This window comes from Streptomyces sp. NC-S4 (assembly GCF_054353315.1).
Genome location: NZ_CM135937.1, coordinates 6,942,842 through 6,957,548, shown reverse-complemented (window position 1 = coordinate 6,957,548; position 14,707 = coordinate 6,942,842). Strand labels below are relative to the sequence as shown.

Genomic DNA, 14,707 nt, shown 5'->3' with positions numbered 1-14,707 from the left:
CGCACCACACACCCCGGAGCATCCGGTTTTTCCCCGGTGGGGCGCCTTCAGGAGGTTCCTCAGGGGGTTCCTCAGGTGGTTTCGAGGAGGTGCTTGAGCTTCGCCTCTCCCCGGGGCATCTCCTTGCGGACCATGGGCCTGACCACGAGGGGTACGAGGGCCCGGCCCAGGCCGCGGCCCTCGAAGTCGACGTCCAGGGTGAGGCGGGAGCGGGCGCCGCCGTCGAGGGGTTCGACGGTGCCGCGCACATCGGGTCGTACCGGCCCGTCGACGCCGTGCACGTGCCAGCTCCTCGGCGGGTCGAGCTCCACGAACTCCATGGTCGTGGGGACCCGCCGGCGGCCGATCCGCCGGGTGACGAGGATCAGCGAACCGACGTGCACGGGGAGACTGCCGACCGGGACGGCGGAGACGGCGCTGTCCTGCCACTCCGGCAGGTGCGTGGGATCCGTCAGGTACGCGTAGACGTCCTCGGGCCTGCGGTCGATGTCGATGCTCTTCCTGAATGCGGACATGGTGACCCCTTGGCGCCCCCTGGGCGGCCCCTCTTTCCAAGCTACTCCGCGGGTGTCGCGGCGGCGCGGTGCTTCTTCGCGGACATGGCCGCGTAGACCAGGACGCCCGCGAAGAGGAAGAGCACGCCCTGGTAGACGGCCGCGTAGCCGGAGCCGGCGACCAGCCACATGGAGAAGCCGAAGGCGAGTGCGGCGAGGACGCCGTCGCGCGCCAGGCGGCCGGGGTGGACGCGCTCGCGCTGCCCGGAGAGCAGGAAGTAGATCTGCGCGGCGGTGGCGAGCAGGTAGGGGACGGTCGCCGTGAAGGTGGTGATCAGGACCAGGCTCTCGAAGACGCCCTGGGTGCCTGCCGTGTAGTTGTAGACGGTGAGGGCGGAGGCCAGGGCGACGGTGACGACCACGCCGACGACGGGGACACCGCGCTTCTTCGTCTCGAAGGCCTTCGGGAACAGCCCGTCCTTGGCCGCGGCGTACGGGGTCTGCGCGCTGAGCAGGGTCCAGCCGTTGAGGGCGCCGAGCATCGAGATCACGGCGGCGCAGGCGACCACGGTGCCGCCCCAGGTGCCCCCGGCCCCTCCGTCTGCGGAAAACATGGCGTTGACGGCGTCGGTGAAGGGGGCCGTGGAGGAGACCAGCCGGTCGTGGGCGACCAGGCCGAAGACGGCGACCGTGCCGAGCAGGTACACGGTGGCGGCGCCCACGGTGCCCAGGACCGTGGCCCGGCCGACGTTGCGGGCCGGGTCGCGGACCTCGCCCGCGCTGACGGTGGCGGACTCGACCCCGAGGTAGCTGAAGAGCAGGATCGCCGCGGAGGCGGAGACGGCGCCGGCCGCGCTCTGGTCGGTGGCCCGGAAGGGGCCGAGGTTGGCGGGGTCGAAGAAGAACAGCCCGCCGACGGCCACCAGGAGCAGCGGGGCGAACTTCAGTACGGTGGCGACGACTTGCACCGCTCCGACGTAGCGGGTGCCCGCCAGGTTGGAGAGGGCCGGGAGCCACTGGACGGCGAGGGCGGCCAGGCACATGGACCACTTGTGCTCGCCCGCGGCGGGGAACAGCACCGTGAGGTAGCCGACGGCCGCGACGGCCAGGGCCGCGTTCGAGACCCAGGCGGTGATCCAGTAGCTCCAGGCGGCGAGGAAGCCGGCGAAGTCGCCGAAGGCGGCGCGGGCGTAGACGTAGGGGCCGCCGGTCTGCGGGTGGCGTTCGGCGAGCCGGCCGAAGACCAGGGCGAGGGCGATCGCGCCGGCGGTGAGGACGGCGAAGGCGACGAGGCTGATGGTGCCGAAGGGGGCCACCGAGGCGGGGAGGAGGAAGATCCCGCCACCGATGATGTTGCCCATGACCAGGCAGGTCGCGACGGGCAGGCCGAAGCGGCGCGCGTGGGGGTCGCGGCCCTGCTCGGGGGGTGCGGCGGCCTCGGCGGCAGCCTCGGCGGCGGGCAGGGTTGCGGTGCTGGTCATCGGTGGTGCGCCTCGGGTCGTCTCACATGGTGGGCGGGTCGACACATGGTCGGCCACCGTTCGGGACGCACCAAATCAGCGGTTTTCGTCCCGCGCGGGCAACCCATCGGAAGGAAAGATTCCGCCGAGGGAAGCTTCCGGCGGGGAATCCTGCGGCACCGCACACGGGGGCCGCTCGCCCGGATCCTCGACGTCGGCTACGGCGCCGCACCGCCCTGACTCCGTCCCGGGGCACCCCGCGGATACCCCGGTCGCCTCCCGGGCGTGCACGGTAGGAGGTCGGACCGCTGCCTCGCGGGCCGCCGCGAGCGACGCCGCGGGCTCCGGCGCCGGTCCGCCCACCGGCGGAGCCAGGGGCGGGGCCACCACCGGTACCTGCGGCCCGTCCGGCTCCCGCAGCCAGCGCCGCAGCACGCCGTGCACCGCCTCCGCGCCGGTCAGCTCCTCCCCGGGGTCCGACAGATCAGTGGGCCACATCAGGAACGGGTGCCCCTGTTCCCCGCCCAGCCCGCCGTGCGAGCCGATCTGTTCCTCGAAGGCGTGCACCTCGCCCGTCCCCGGGTCGTACGCCGAGTTGACCATGATGTCCGCCACGTGCGGGAAGGCGTCGGCGCGGCGGACGGCCCGCGCCGCGCCCGGGCCGAAGGACGCCAGGAGTTCCTCGGCCTCCCCCGGGACGTCCAGCCGGGCCGCCTTCCCGTCCCGGCCCAGTACCACCCCGTCCACCAGCAGGAACCCCACGCCCGGATGGTTCGCCAGGGTGGTCAGCAGGGCGGGGTGCGTGCGCTCGATCCGCGCCCGCGACGCCCGGCCGGGGATGTCCGGGAAGGAGATCAGGCCGAGGTTGCCCGAGGCCAGCACCACCGGATCGGAGCCCGGCCGCGGGCGGGCCTCCTCGCCCTCCTCCACCGGGCGGTGGAGCGCCGCGAGCACGGCCGCCCGGGCCTCGGCCCCGCTCGGGGTGCCTCCGGCCCGGCGCGGGACGGGCAGCCCGCAGCCCGCCCGGACCAGATCCCCCAGGGTCAGCCCGTACCGGCCGAGGAAGGTCTCCCCCGGACTCTGGCCGTGGTCGGAGAGCAGCACGATCCGGTACCGGCGCGGCGCGTGCTCGGCGGCCCGGGAGATCAGCGCGATGCTCCGGTCCAGGCGCTGCAGCACCCGGTCGGTGTCGGGCCCGCGCGGGCCCGAGTGGTGCGCGACCTCGTCGTAGGCCACCAGGTCGGCGTAGACCGCGGAGCGCCCGGCGAGCATGTCGCCGATCACGGCCGCGACGACCACGTCCCGTTCGACCACGGTCGCGAAGGCCCGGATCAGCGGGTAGAGCCCGCCGCGCGACACCCGGGGCCGGTCCCCGCGGATCCGCGCCCGCAGTGACTGGACGACCTCCCGGACCGCCTCGGCCACGAAGGACCCGGCCGTACGGACGGCGTTGGCCGGATCGGAGAAGTACGCGAAGTAGCCCGCACGGGACCGGTTGGCCCGGCCCCGGCGGGCCGAGACCGACAGCACCAGCGCCAGTTGGTCGGCGCCGCCGCTGAACAGGTTGCCCCGGCTCGCCCCGTCCAGCGTGAGCAGTCCGCCGTCCCCGGTGCGCGCGACGGCCCGCCGCTGGAGCTCGGCGGCGCTGGTCGGCCGGTTGCAGACCATCACCTCGCCGGTGTCCTTCTCGTACCAGCGGAAGGCGGGCACGTCGAAGTCGGAGCCGTGCAGGATCCCGAGCTGGCTGGCGCCGGTCTGGCTCGACCAGTGGGTACGCCAGGACCGGAGGTGGTGGCTGCCCTCCAGCAGGCCGGCGACGGTGGGCATCAGCCCGCTGCCGCACGCGTGGCGCAACTCCTCGTACCCCACTCCGTCCAGCTGGAGCATCAGCAGGCCGGGCGGGACCTCGGCGGCCCGGGACGGGCCCGTCCTGCCCTGCCTGCGGCGGCGCCGGTCGGCGAGCCGGTAGAGCCGCCGCCGGTAGGCCTCGTCATCGCGCACGGCGAGGGCGGTGGAGGTCGCCGACGCCACCGCGGACATCACGGCGGCGACGACCACCGCGGTCTCGGGGGCCACCTCGCTGCGGTCGTCCGGGATCAGGCCGATCGCCATCAGCAGGAGCGAGCCGTTGAGGAAGAAGACGAGCAGCCCGAGCACCAGGGCGGGCACCAGCAACAGCGCCCGGACGAGCACCGGCCAGACCAGCGCGCTCAGCAGACCGAAGGCCCCGGCGGCCCAGGCGGCGGTCAGCCCGATCTGCGTGATGCTGTCGCCGTCGTCGGACTGGAGCCGGAAGTCCGGCAGGATCCCGGCCAGGGCGAGCATCGTGAGCGTGGACACGGCCCAGACCAGGAGCACCCGCACCAGGGCGCTGCCCGCGGTCCGCCATCGTCCTCGCCGCCCCACGCCGCCACCTCCCGCGCGCCCCGTCCGCCTTCCAGGCTCGCACAGCCCGGCGCACCCGGTCGGGCGAAGCGGTCGGGGACCGGCGGCAGGGTCGGGTCGGGTCGGTCAGGTGCCGTCGTAGCCGGCGGTCGGCATGGACAGCCTGCGGTGCACCTCGGCCTTCATCGCGGAGGTGTACCGGGGCTCCTCGCCCCCGGCGGTCTCCAGCCGCACCCCGCGCCGCTCGCACTCGGCGGTGAACTCCTCGACCGAGCGCAGCGCACGGGCCAGCACCCGGTGGTTGGCGGCGACGAAGAGGTCGACCTGCCCGGTGTCGACGTCGGACCAGAGCCCGCAGTGGTCGGCGCGCAGCCCGTAGACCAGCAACTGCCTCGTCACGACGTACCCCCGGTCGGCGGCCCAGCGCGCGCACATGGCGTGCTGGCCGCGGGTGTCCACGGCGAAGGGGTCGGCGTCGAGGTCTTCGAGCGGGGCCAGGCTGGTGATCGCGGCCACGCGCAACTCTTCCATGCCGCCGGACCCTACTCCGATACTCCGCGGTAGAGGAGGGGACCGCCCAGATCCGGTTCCGAGCGGCTGCGCGGGGCAGACACCCCCTGGTGCGGGCACCGCACTAGGCTCGTGAACGGGGCGCGAGGGAGGGAGGTCCGGGTGCCGGTGGAGATCACCTGGTGGGGCCATGCCACGTGCACCGTCGAGGACTCCGGGGTCCGGCTGCTCACGGACCCGCTGTTCGCGCGGCGGCTCGCGCACCTGCGGCGGCGGCGCGGCGCGGTGCCCCCTCCCGAGGCGGCGGTGGCCGACGTGGTGCTGGTCTCCCACCTGCACGCCGACCACCTGCACCTGCCGTCGCTGGCACGGCTCGCGCCCGGCACCCGGCTGCTCGTGCCGCGCGGGGCGCCCCGGGCCGTGCCGGGACTGGCGCGGGTCGCCGGGCGGCGCGGGCTGGCCGTGACGGAGGTGGCGGCGGGCGAGGAGGTCCCCGTACGGAACGGCGTACGGGTCCGGGCGGTCGGCGCACGGCACGACGGACGGCGGCTGCCGTTCGGGCCGCACCGGTGCCCGGCGCTCGGGTACGTGGTGCGGGGCGCGGCGCGGACCTACTTCGCCGGGGACACCGGGCTGTTCGACACGATGGCCGAGGAGGTCGGGCCGGTGGACGTGGCCCTGCTGCCGGTGGGCGGCTGGGGACCGTACCTCGGCCCGGGGCACCTGGACGCGGGGCGGGCGGCGCGGGCACTGGCCCGGCTGGCGCCCGCGGCGGCGGTCCCGGTGCACTACGGGACGTTCTGGCCCGTCGGGCTGGACGCGGTCCGGCCGCATGAATTCCACGCGCCGGGAGCCGAGTTCGAGCGGCTCGCGCGGAGACTGGCGCCCGGGGTGAGCGTGCGGGTGCCGCGGCACGGCGAGCGGGTGCGGCTGCCGTGACGTGGCGCGAGCTCGCGGCGGCGGCCGGCCAGGTACCGCCGGAGAGCACCCAGCAGGCGGTGGGGTACCCGTTGCTGTTCCTGCTGGTGGCCCTGGGTGCGCTGGTACCCGTCATCCCGACGGGTGCGCTGGTGAGTTCGGCGGCGGTGGTGGCATTCCACCACCAGTCGCCGCCCTACGGGGTGCTGCTGGTGTTCGCGGTGTCGGCGTCGGCGGCCTTCACCGGGGACATGACGCTGTACTGGCTCGGGCAGCGCGGGGTGCGTTCACGGGGCGGCTCGCGCTGGCTGGAGGCGCTGCGCGGCCGGGCCGCACCGGAGCGGCTGGAGCAGGCGCGGACGGGGCTCGACGAGCACGGGGTACTGGTCCTGGTCCTCTCGCGGCTGGTCCCGGCGGGCCGGATCCCGGTGATGCTGGCCTGCCTGCTGGCGCAGATGCCGCTCCGCCGCTTCGCCCGCGGCGACGCCCCGGCCTGCCTGGCCTGGGCGGCGACGTACGGTCTGATCGGCATCCTGGGCGGCACCCTCTTCGCGGAGCCGTGGAAGGGCGTGGCCCTGGCGGTCGGCCTGGCCCTCGCGATCAGCGCGGGGCCCTCGCTCTGGCGGCGCCTGCGACCGCGGCCCTGAGCCGGCCCGCAGCGCCCGCAGCGCCCGCCGTCCCGTACCGGCCCCTACCGGTCCCTACCGGTCCCGGCCGTGCGGCGGCCGGCGGGAACGCGAGGCCCGTCGGAGTGTTGAGGCCGGTGAAGCCGAGCGTGACCTGGCCGCCGCCCGTCTCGCCGACCCGCACCACCCGGTTGTTGAAGCCGTCGGCCACGTAGAGGCTGCCGGAGCCGTCGAGCGCGAGACCGAGCGGGGAGCTGAGGCCGCTGGTGGGCACCGTGCTCTGCGCGCCGCTGCCCGCGGCCACCTTCACCACGCGGTTGTTCCCGCTGTCGGCGATGTAGAGGTCACCGGCGGCGTTCGGGGCCAGCCCGGTGGGCTGGGAGAGTCCGGTGGTGGGCACGGTGCTCTGGCCGCTCCCGTCCACGGCCACCTTGACGACGCGGTCGTTGACGAAGTCGGAGACGTACAGCTCCCCGCCGGGCGCCCATGCCAGCCCCCAGGGGTGCAGCAGCCCGGTGGTGGGCACGGTCGTCTGGCTCCCGCCGCCGGCCGGCACCTTCACGATCCGGTCGTTGAAGCTGTCGGCGATGTAGAGGTTCCCGGCCGGGTCGACGGCGAGCCCCAGCGGGCGCGACAGACCGGTGGTGGGGACGACGTCCTGCTCCCCGCCGTTCGGGGGCAGTACGAGGACCCGGTTGTTGCCGGTGTCGGAGACGTAGAGCCGGCCCGCGGCGTCCCAGGCCAGCCCGGTCGGCCGCACCAGGCCGTCGAGGGGGACGGTGCTCTGGTCGCCGCCGTCCGCGGGCAGGGCCACCACCCGGTTGTTGCCGTAGTCGGACACGTACAGGGGCGGCCCGGCGGGCGACCGTGCGTCACCGGGCTGCGCGGCGCCTGCCGTGCCCGCCGGGAGGGCGCAGAGCATCAGCAGCGCCACCGCGGCGGCCAGTCGCCGGGTCCACCGCCGGGCGGCCGGAGGTGCGTGCGTTCCTGCCTCGGCCGTCATGCGTTCCACGACTCACCCACCTGATCCGGACGGTCGGCCGGCCCGGTGCCGTACCCCCGCCGACCCTAGGAAGCGCCGGGCGCCGGCGCGGGAGCCACGCCATCGGAGCGGCCGACGGCCACTCCAATGCCCCGGGTCCCCGGCCCGCGGGCTCGTCGGCCACTGCCGCCGGGCCGCGAGGTCCTGGACCTCGCCGGTCACCAGCGCCCTGCGTTCGACCCCCGGGACGTCTGGAACCAGCCAATTCCACCAGGGAGGGCCGTCCCCCCGCACTCCGCGCCGCACCTCCCCGCCGCGCCCCCGCAGGGGCGCGATCGGGACGCCCACCGCCGGGGCTGGACCTCAAGTGCGCTTGAGTTCATAGGGTCTTGGGAAGCGCACCACGCTGCACCGCGAACGGGGAGTTGATCCGCCATGGAGTACTCGCACGACGACGCCGAACTGATCCGCCAGCCCATCGGCTACTGGAGCTGGGCCGCCTACGGCGCGATCGTGAGCCGCACCCGTGGCGCACTCGCCGGGCTCGGCACCACCCAGCCGCAGTGGTGGATCCTCTCCCGGGTGGCCCTGGCGGGCGACGAGGTCAGGACCCGGGACGGGGTGACCGAGACCCTGCGGGGGTACCTCGCGGTGGGCGAGGAGGCGCTGTCCGAGGAACTGGACACGGTCATCGTCCAGGGCTGGATCACCGAGGACGCCGAAGGGCGCCTGGAGATGACCCCCGAGGGGCGGGAGTTCTACGACAAGGCCGCAGCGCTGCAGGGGGAGCTGTGGGACGAGCGGCACGCGGGGATCTCCGACGAGGAGTACCTGATCACCCTCAAGGTGCTGCAGCGGTTCATCCACAACGTGGGCGGGCAGGCCTGGCACCACTGAGCCGGCGGGAGCCGCGTCACCCGCCGGTCCCGGCCGTCCCGGGGGCCAGTGCGCGGGAGGCGCCGATCGGCAGGTCCCAGAGGTCCTCGCGCGGGAGGCCGGCCCGGTGCCAAGCGGCCAGGGTGCGGTCCAGGGGTTCCATGACCGGCTCCGCGGAGAGGACGAAGGTGGCCCAGTGCATGGGGGCCATCCGGCGGGCGCCGAGGTCGATGCAGGCCCGGACGGCTTCCTCCGGGTCGGCGTGGACGTCGCCGAGCCACCAGCGCGGGGCGTACGCGCCGACGGGCAGGAGGGCGAGGTCGATGCCGGGGTGGCGGCGGCCGATCTCGCCGAACCAGTGCCCGTACCCCGTGTCACCCGCGAAGTAGAGCTTCCGAGGCACCGCACCGAGGGTGTCGGTGAGGATCCAGCCACCCCACAGGGACCGGCAGGTGTCGATCAGCGACCGCTTGGACCAGTGATGAGCGGGGACGAACTCGAAGCGTACGCAGCCCAGTTCGGCCGACTCCCACCAGTCGAGGTCGGTGACGCGGGTGAAGCCTCGGCGGCGGAACCAGCCGGCCAGGCCCGCCGGGACGAAGAGGGGGGTGTGCCGGGGCAGCCGCTTGAGGGTGGGGGCGTCGAGGTGGTCGTAGTGGTTGTGGCTGATCACCACCGCGTCCACGGGCGGCAGGTCCGCCCAGCGCACGCCGACCGGGGTCAGCCGGGCCGGGGTGCCGAGGATCCGCCGGGACCAGACCGGGTCGGTCAGTACGGTCAGCCCGCCGGTCCGCAGGACCCAGCTGGCGTGTCCGGCCCAGGTGACGCAGACGCCGCCGGGGGGCACGGGGGGCAGCGGGGCCGGTTCGTACGGCAGGTCGGGAATGCCGCGCAGGCCTTCGGGGCCGGGCCGGAAGGCGCCCTCGCGGGCGAGGCGGGCGTAGCCGCGCACCCCGGGGAGCGGGGCGGTCAGCCGGTCCGCGAACGAGCGCGGCCAACGGCGGTGTTCACCGAGCGGGCGCGGCGGCGCGGACGCGCGCCCCGGCGCCGCGGCGGCGAGGCCGGATGCGGAGTCGGGTGAAGGGGCGGGGGCGGGGGCGGGGGCGGCGGTGTCCGTCCGGTCCCTCATCGCGAAGTCTCCGTTCACCGGGGCCGGGCGGTCAGGCCAGCCCGGCCAGCACTGATCCGAGGCGTTCAAGGGAGCCGCGTACGTGCGGGAGCGCCAGCGGATCGCGGGCGGTGAGCGCGGCCAGCCGCTCCTGCGGGGTGGCGCCCAGCAGCGGCCCGGTGGACAACCGCACGCGCAGCGCGCCCAGTTCGTCGGCGAACCGCTGGCCGCCGGGCGTGGGCGCGCCGAGCCGGGCGCCGAGCCAGTCCTCCAGTTCCATCGCGTCGCCGACCCCGTGCCGCGCGAGTCCGGTCCGCAGCGGGGTGAGGTCGGCGTACAGGTGCCGGCCGGCTTGCGGGGGCCGGGCCAGCGCCCCGGCCTCCAGAAGTCGGCGGTGTGCGGCGGCGGCCACGACTCCGTGCAGGACGGCGGCGGCGTACGCCCGCCCGGCGACGGCGTCGGGTTCGTCGAGGGCGTGCGCGGCGGCCCCGGCGACGGGTCCGGCGACCATCGCCCCGGTGGCGGTGAGGACGTCGAGGGTACGGGCGCGCAGCCAGGTCCCGCGCGGGGTGTCGGGGAAGCGGACGACGGCCGCGGGCCAGCCGGGCGGCAGCATCGCGCCGGCCAGGTCGACGAGGACGGCCGCCTGTTCGGGGAGCATCTCGGCGGGGCTCAGGACCAGGGTGTCGTGGGGCCGGTGGACGGTGTCGCGCCAGCTCTCGTCGCTGACGACGAACAGTCCGGCGGATTCGGCGGCCTCGCAGGCCTCGCGCAGCATCTCGGGCGGCGGCACCGTCGCGGTGGGATCGTCGGCCACCGACAGCAGCAGCACGCGCGGGTCGCCGCCCTCGGCGCGCACCCGCCGGACGGTCTCCAGCAGGGCGTAGGGGTCGGGTACTCCGCCGCACTCGGCCGGCGTCGGCACGTGATAGGCCCGCCGTCCCAGCAGCCGGACCTGCGGGGTCCACCAGGCGGGACAGGGCCGGGGCAGCATCACGTCCCCGCCGTACGCCCCGAGCAGGGCCAGGAGCAGCGCGGGGGCTCCGGGGCCGGCGGCCACGCTCTCGGGTGCGGTGGCGAGCCCGCGCCGCCCCCAGTGCCGGCAGGCGGCCTCCCGTACGGCCTCACCGCCGCCCGGGGGCTCGGGGGCGGCGCGTCCGGCGGCCGCGGCGAGGACGGAGACCAGTTCGGGGAGCACGGGCAGGCCGGGCTGAGGGGCGGGCGGGCCGTACCGGACCGGGCCGCGGCCCTCCGTCGCCGTGCGCTGCATCCCCGCCACCGCTTCCCGCCTTCCGCGCTCGCCCTGCCACGCCCACCACGCCACCGGGCTCGCGACGCCCCGCCAGACCTGACCTTTATACGATTATTTAAGGCCGTATGCGCGTTATGAAGGATTCACACCCCTTGCGCGTCAGCCCTCGCGCCCCACCATCGCCAGGAGCCGGGTCTGCGCGTCCGCGCCCGCCGGGACTTCCACCGGCTCGGCGTACGCGCCACTGGCCGCGAGCCCGTCGGCGTACGGCATGATCTCCTTGATCGAGAACTCGACGAGGCTGTCGGGCAGCCGGTCCCCGGCCCCGATGCCCCGGGCGAGGTCCCAGGTGTGCACGACGCAGTCGGCGGTCAGCTCCGAGCAGTACGCCGATCCGAGCGCGGGCCCGTACGACAGGCGCACGGTCCGGTCCAGCGCGCCGGACGCCGCGAAGGCGGCGTGCGCGGCGGCCGAGGCCCTGTCCCAGGCCGCGACCGGGTCGTCGCCCAGCACGTCGCCGGAGAACCGGTCCGCCAGCTCCTCGACGGTCTTGCCCTCGGTGACCAGCGGCGGGATCCAGAGCTGCTCCGCGGTGACATGGTTGACCAGCTCCCGCACGTTCCATTCCGTGCACGGGGTCGGCTCCCCCCACTGGTCGCCGCGGACCTCACGCACGCGTTCACCGAAGAGCCTCAGCGCCTCGGCGTGCCGTTCGAGCAGCGTGTCCGTCATGACCCTCACCGCCCTCCGCCCTGGGGATGTGTCCCCCTGCAGCCACTCTCCTCGCACCCGCATCGACCTGCCACCGCCCCACCCGGTCCCCTTGGCGCACAACACTCCCGTCCACATCTCGAAACGCCTATCTCAGATGACGAACTGATCGTCTACGGTGGGAGCAACGCTTCGACGAGGGAACGAGGAGGGGTCCGGCCATGAACGCCACCGGGGAAGCCGCAGCCAAGGAGACCGCCGTCTACACGCACGGCCACCACGAGTCGGTGCTGCGCTCGCACCGCTGGCGCACCGCCGAGAACTCCGCCGCGTACCTGATCGGGGAGCTGCGCCCCGGGATGCGACTGCTGGACGTCGGCTGCGGCCCGGGCACGATCACCGCGGACCTGGCGGAGCTGGTCGCGCCGGGCGGCCACGTCACCGCCGTCGACGCCGCCGAGGACGTCCTGGCACAGGCCCGCACGGTCGCCGAGGAACGCGGCCTGGGCGACGCCGTGTCCTTCGCCACCGCGGACGTCCACGCGCTGGACTTCCCGGACGACTCCTTCGACGTGGTCCACGCCCACCAGGTGCTGCAGCACGTGGGCGACCCGGTCCGGGCGCTGCGCGAGATGCGGCGGGTGTGCCGGCCGGGCGGGATCGTGGCCGCGCGCGACGCCGACTACGCGGCGATGACCTGGTACCCGGCCGCACCGGGCCTGGACGACTGGCTGGGCCTGTACCGGCGGGTGGCCCGCGCCAACGGCGGCGAACCGGACGCGGGCCGCCACCTGCGGGCCTGGGCCCGGCGGGCCGGCTTCACGGACGTGACCGCCTCGGCGACGGCCTGGTGTTTCGCCACCCCGGAGGAGACGGCCTGGTGGTCGGCCCTGTGGGCGGAGCGTACGCAGGCTTCCGCGTACGCCGCGGTCGCCACCCGCGGCGGCCACACGACGGCCGCGGACCTGGCGGCCGTCGCCGACGCCTGGCACGCCTGGGGCGCGGACCCCGACGCGTGGTTCTCGGTCCTGAACGCCGAGATCCTGTGCCGGGTCTGACGCCGGCCGCCGGGTCGTCCTCGCCGCTGTCGCCGTCGGCTACTTCCTGAGCCGGGACGGCGCCGACCGCGCCGGGGCCGGGGACTGCCTCAAGAACGACGGGGACCCGGTCTTCCCCGACCTGCGCGTGGTCGAGTGCGGCGACGCCGACGCCCTGTACAAGGTGGTCCAGGTGCTCCACGACACGGTGGACACCGCCAGGTGCCAGGGGGTGTCGGACATCGCCTACGAGGAGCAGGCCGACCGGGCCCGGCACAAGTCCGGCGAGCGGTTCGTGCTCTGCCTCGACGGCATCAAGAAGAAGTAGGCGGCCGCATCCGGAAGTCGTAGCGCGCGGGCAGCGGGCAGTCGGTCAGGGTGGACCAGACCTCGACCAGGGTCTCCTCGCCCTCCCGCAGGTCCGGGAGTTCGAAGCCGTCCTCGAAGACCCGGCGGGCCGCCCGCACATGCCCCTCCGCCGCGAGGAGCCGGGCCGCGAGGAGCCGAAAGCGGCCCTGCTCGCGCAGGGCGGGCCGCAGCCGGTCCCAGACCGCGCGGGCCTGCGGCAGCCGGCCCGCCGCGAGGAGGGCGGCCATCGCCTCCTGGCCGAGCGCCGACTCCGCGGCCGCCCACGGCTCGCCGCCGCGGCTCTCCGCGGCCAGGTCCTCGAAGGCCGCCATGAATCCGTCGGCCGCCCGCTCCGTGTCGCCCGCGAGGGCGTCCGCCACCGCCAGGCAGCGCAGCAGCGGCCACCGCGAGGGGGCCAGCGCCAGCCCGCGCTCCCAACTGCGCACGGCCTGGGCCACGTCCCCGGCGTGCCACTGGGCCACGCCCAGGTGGTACTCCGTCAGCGGATCCGCCGGGGCCGTCTCCAGCATGTCCCGCCAGTGCGCCGCGACCAGGCTCGGCCCCGGCGGGACCACCCGGCGCGGAGCCGGCAGGACGCCCGTGCGCCAGAGCTGGAGCCACGGCTCCTGCTCCTCCCCGAGCGTGTCCTGCGCGAAGGGGGTGCCCGGCAGCTCGAAGCGCCCGCACAGCAGCTCCAGCGCGCCCCAGCCGGAGCCCTGCGCCAGCCGCTCCCCCGGGTCGGTGTCGGCGTGGCCGCGCCACGCCGCGTACGCCGCGTCCACCCGCTCCCGCGGCAGTACGGCGTCCAGCGCGCCCTCGGCCGCGCCGCGGGCCGCCGCCCAGTCCTCGCCGTGCACCCGCGCCGGATCCGCCGACAGCGGCCCGTACGCCTCCAGCCAGCTGAACTCCGCCCCGCCCTCCAGCCGTACGTGCTCCAGCTGGGTCCGGGCGAGCCCGGCCTGGATCTCGGCGTAGCCGCCGGTGCCCGGCTCGGTCAGCCACTCCTGCCAGCGCCGGCCGCCGTCGCCCGCGCCCCACACGAAGAGCTTGCGCCCGCTCAGCCGCGCGGTGGAGGTCTGCACGAGCCCCTGCCCGGCGGCGTCCAGGGCGGCGATCCAGGGCCGGGCCCCGCCCTGGACCTCGTAGAAGTAGTCGGCCGGATACTCGCCGCGCAACGGGTACGTGCGGTCCGCGCCCTCCCACTGCGGTACGGGGATGCGGCGCAGCGCGCGCTCGTAGCCGAAGTGCCAGGCCTCGTCGGCGGGGGCGAGCACCCGGGTGCCGGAGTTCTCCGGAACGGCGATGTTGGACCACCAGTACACGGGGGCGGGCCGTTCGTGCGGATTGCGCACGCGGACGCCGACGTAGAGGAACTCCGAGTCCGCCGGCAGCCACAGGTCCACCTGGAAGGGCAGGTCGCGCAGGCGCTCCCACTCCCACAGCCGGACCATGACGCCCCCGTCGGGGGCCGGGACGAGCGCGGCGTGCACCGGGGCGCAGGACAGGGTGGTGTGCCCGGTCGCACCGGTGTTCCACTCGATGCCGCCGGAGAACCAGGCCCCGTTGAGCGCGAAGTTGGCGGGCTGGAACACCGGGTTGCGGTAGAGGAGTTCGCGGCCGGTGGGCAGGTGCACGAGCGAGTGGACGCGCCCGCCGAGGCCCGGGAGCACGGTGACCCGGAGGTGGTCGTTCTCGATGACGATCGACTCGAACTCCCGCTCCGCGCGCTCCCGTCCGTACCCGTCGCGGATGCGTACGGGCAGGAGCGAGCGCAGTGGTTCGTAGCCGATCTGCCGTGCCATGTCGCGCGGCATCCCCTCGCGCGCACGCTGGTCCAGCGCGTGGGCCTCGTCGGGCGCGCGCAGGGCGGGCAGCGGGTTGTCCGGGCCCAACGGGGCTGCGGGGAGGGTCAGTACGGCGCGTCGGACGGTGGTGGCCATGAGGGAAATGGAACACGCCGCGGCGGCCGGTGCACAGGGGTTCCGCGGATCACCACCGGT

Annotated in this window: 14 protein-coding genes; 5 read left to right on the top strand and 9 right to left on the bottom strand. The window is 75.3% G+C overall.

Annotated features, from left to right (window positions below; all coding sequences use genetic code 11):
* Positions 1 to 71: 71 nt before the first annotated feature.
* The 4 genes from ACXNSR_RS31255 to ACXNSR_RS31240 form a co-directional block, all read right to left on the bottom strand.
* Positions 72 to 515, bottom strand: a complete 444-nt coding sequence (locus ACXNSR_RS31255) for an SRPBCC family protein (RefSeq protein ID WP_458638694.1) — start codon at positions 513 to 515, stop codon at positions 72 to 74.
* A gap of 41 nt (positions 516 to 556) precedes the next feature.
* Positions 557 to 1,975 carry an amino acid permease gene (locus tag ACXNSR_RS31250; RefSeq protein WP_458638693.1) on the bottom strand — a complete coding sequence of 473 codons (1,419 nt, stop codon included), beginning with the start codon at positions 1,973 to 1,975 and terminating at the stop codon, positions 557 to 559.
* A 75-nt stretch (positions 1,976 to 2,050) separates the two neighbouring features.
* A complete protein-coding gene (locus ACXNSR_RS31245; RefSeq protein WP_458638692.1) occupies positions 2,051 to 4,360 on the bottom strand; it encodes a phage holin family protein in 2,310 nt (769 codons plus the stop codon).
* Positions 4,361 to 4,465: 105 nt separating this feature from the next.
* Positions 4,466 to 4,870: a hypothetical protein gene (locus ACXNSR_RS31240; protein ID WP_301364933.1), complete on the bottom strand. Its 405-nt coding sequence runs from the start codon at positions 4,868 to 4,870 to the stop codon at positions 4,466 to 4,468.
* Between the two features lie 141 nt (positions 4,871 to 5,011).
* Here ACXNSR_RS31240 and ACXNSR_RS31235 point away from each other — a divergent pair, with 141 nt between their 5' ends.
* Both ACXNSR_RS31235 and ACXNSR_RS31230 read left to right on the top strand, forming a co-directional pair.
* The gene (locus tag ACXNSR_RS31235) at positions 5,012 to 5,788 is read left to right on the top strand and encodes an MBL fold metallo-hydrolase (protein ID WP_458638691.1); all 777 of its coding nucleotides are present in this window, start codon (positions 5,012 to 5,014) and stop codon (positions 5,786 to 5,788) included.
* A complete protein-coding gene (locus ACXNSR_RS31230; RefSeq protein WP_458638690.1) occupies positions 5,785 to 6,414 on the top strand; it encodes a DedA family protein in 630 nt (209 codons plus the stop codon). The genes ACXNSR_RS31235 and ACXNSR_RS31230 overlap by 4 nt, the downstream gene beginning before the upstream one ends.
* Here ACXNSR_RS31230 and ACXNSR_RS31225 read toward each other — a convergent pair.
* Positions 6,368 to 7,396, bottom strand: coding sequence for a virginiamycin B lyase family protein (locus ACXNSR_RS31225; RefSeq protein ID WP_458643446.1), 1,029 nt, complete (start codon positions 7,394 to 7,396; stop codon positions 6,368 to 6,370). The two genes, ACXNSR_RS31230 and ACXNSR_RS31225, sit on opposite strands and share 47 nt — an antisense overlap.
* A 414-nt stretch (positions 7,397 to 7,810) precedes the next feature.
* On the opposite strand from ACXNSR_RS31225, the gene ACXNSR_RS31220 reads away from it, so the two are divergent.
* Positions 7,811 to 8,272 carry a MarR family transcriptional regulator gene (locus tag ACXNSR_RS31220; protein WP_458638689.1) on the top strand — a complete coding sequence of 154 codons (462 nt, stop codon included), beginning with the start codon at positions 7,811 to 7,813 and terminating at the stop codon, positions 8,270 to 8,272.
* Positions 8,273 to 8,288: 16 nt separating this feature from the next.
* On the opposite strand, the gene ACXNSR_RS31215 is transcribed toward ACXNSR_RS31220, so the two are convergent.
* The 3 genes from ACXNSR_RS31215 to ACXNSR_RS31205 all read right to left on the bottom strand — a co-directional run bounded on the left by ACXNSR_RS31215 (position 8,289) and on the right by ACXNSR_RS31205 (position 11,343).
* Positions 8,289 to 9,380, bottom strand: a complete 1,092-nt coding sequence (locus ACXNSR_RS31215) for an MBL fold metallo-hydrolase (protein ID WP_458638688.1) — start codon at positions 9,378 to 9,380, stop codon at positions 8,289 to 8,291.
* 31 nt (positions 9,381 to 9,411) lie between these two features.
* Positions 9,412 to 10,629 (bottom strand): aminotransferase class I/II-fold pyridoxal phosphate-dependent enzyme, encoded by a 1,218-nt coding sequence (locus tag ACXNSR_RS31210; RefSeq protein ID WP_458638687.1) that lies wholly within the window; start codon positions 10,627 to 10,629, stop codon positions 9,412 to 9,414.
* A gap of 141 nt (positions 10,630 to 10,770) precedes the next feature.
* Positions 10,771 to 11,343: a TIGR03086 family metal-binding protein gene (locus ACXNSR_RS31205; protein WP_458638686.1), complete on the bottom strand. Its 573-nt coding sequence runs from the start codon at positions 11,341 to 11,343 to the stop codon at positions 10,771 to 10,773.
* A 200-nt stretch (positions 11,344 to 11,543) separates the two neighbouring features.
* On the opposite strand from ACXNSR_RS31205, the gene ACXNSR_RS31200 reads away from it, so the two are divergent.
* Together ACXNSR_RS31200 and ACXNSR_RS31195 are read left to right on the top strand one after the other, a co-directional pair.
* Complete coding sequence (locus ACXNSR_RS31200; RefSeq protein WP_458638685.1) at positions 11,544 to 12,380, top strand: methyltransferase domain-containing protein; 837 nt, start codon at positions 11,544 to 11,546, stop codon at positions 12,378 to 12,380.
* 46 nt (positions 12,381 to 12,426) lie between these two features.
* On the top strand, positions 12,427 to 12,687 hold the full coding sequence (locus ACXNSR_RS31195) for an LppU/SCO3897 family protein (protein ID WP_458643445.1): 261 nt from the start codon (positions 12,427 to 12,429) through the stop codon (positions 12,685 to 12,687).
* On the opposite strand, the gene ACXNSR_RS31190 is transcribed toward ACXNSR_RS31195, so the two are convergent.
* Entirely contained in the window at positions 12,674 to 14,647 is a 1,974-nt protein-coding gene (locus ACXNSR_RS31190) for a DUF5107 domain-containing protein (RefSeq protein ID WP_458638684.1), read from the bottom strand. The two genes, ACXNSR_RS31195 and ACXNSR_RS31190, sit on opposite strands and share 14 nt — an antisense overlap.
* Between the last annotated feature and the right edge of the window lie 60 nt (positions 14,648 to 14,707).

What these genes read in the sequence shown, in the direction of transcription:
- ACXNSR_RS31255 (WP_458638694.1), bottom strand. Translation starts at nt 515, where the DNA reads ATGTCCGCATTCAGGAAGAGCATCGACATCGACCGCAGGCCCGAGGAC.
- ACXNSR_RS31250 (WP_458638693.1), bottom strand. Translation starts at nt 1,975, where the DNA reads ATGACCAGCACCGCAACCCTGCCCGCCGCCGAGGCTGCCGCCGAGGCC.
- ACXNSR_RS31240 (WP_301364933.1), bottom strand. Translation starts at nt 4,870, where the DNA reads ATGGAAGAGTTGCGCGTGGCCGCGATCACCAGCCTGGCCCCGCTCGAA.
- ACXNSR_RS31225 (WP_458643446.1), bottom strand. Translation starts at nt 7,396, where the DNA reads ATGACGGCCGAGGCAGGAACGCACGCACCTCCGGCCGCCCGGCGGTGG.
- ACXNSR_RS31220 (WP_458638689.1), top strand. Translation starts at nt 7,811, where the DNA reads ATGGAGTACTCGCACGACGACGCCGAACTGATCCGCCAGCCCATCGGC.
- ACXNSR_RS31215 (WP_458638688.1), bottom strand. Translation starts at nt 9,380, where the DNA reads ATGAGGGACCGGACGGACACCGCCGCCCCCGCCCCCGCCCCCGCCCCT.
- ACXNSR_RS31210 (WP_458638687.1), bottom strand. Translation starts at nt 10,629, where the DNA reads ATGCAGCGCACGGCGACGGAGGGCCGCGGCCCGGTCCGGTACGGCCCG.
- ACXNSR_RS31205 (WP_458638686.1), bottom strand. Translation starts at nt 11,343, where the DNA reads ATGACGGACACGCTGCTCGAACGGCACGCCGAGGCGCTGAGGCTCTTC.
- ACXNSR_RS31200 (WP_458638685.1), top strand. Translation starts at nt 11,544, where the DNA reads ATGAACGCCACCGGGGAAGCCGCAGCCAAGGAGACCGCCGTCTACACG.
- ACXNSR_RS31190 (WP_458638684.1), bottom strand. Translation starts at nt 14,647, where the DNA reads ATGGCCACCACCGTCCGACGCGCCGTACTGACCCTCCCCGCAGCCCCG.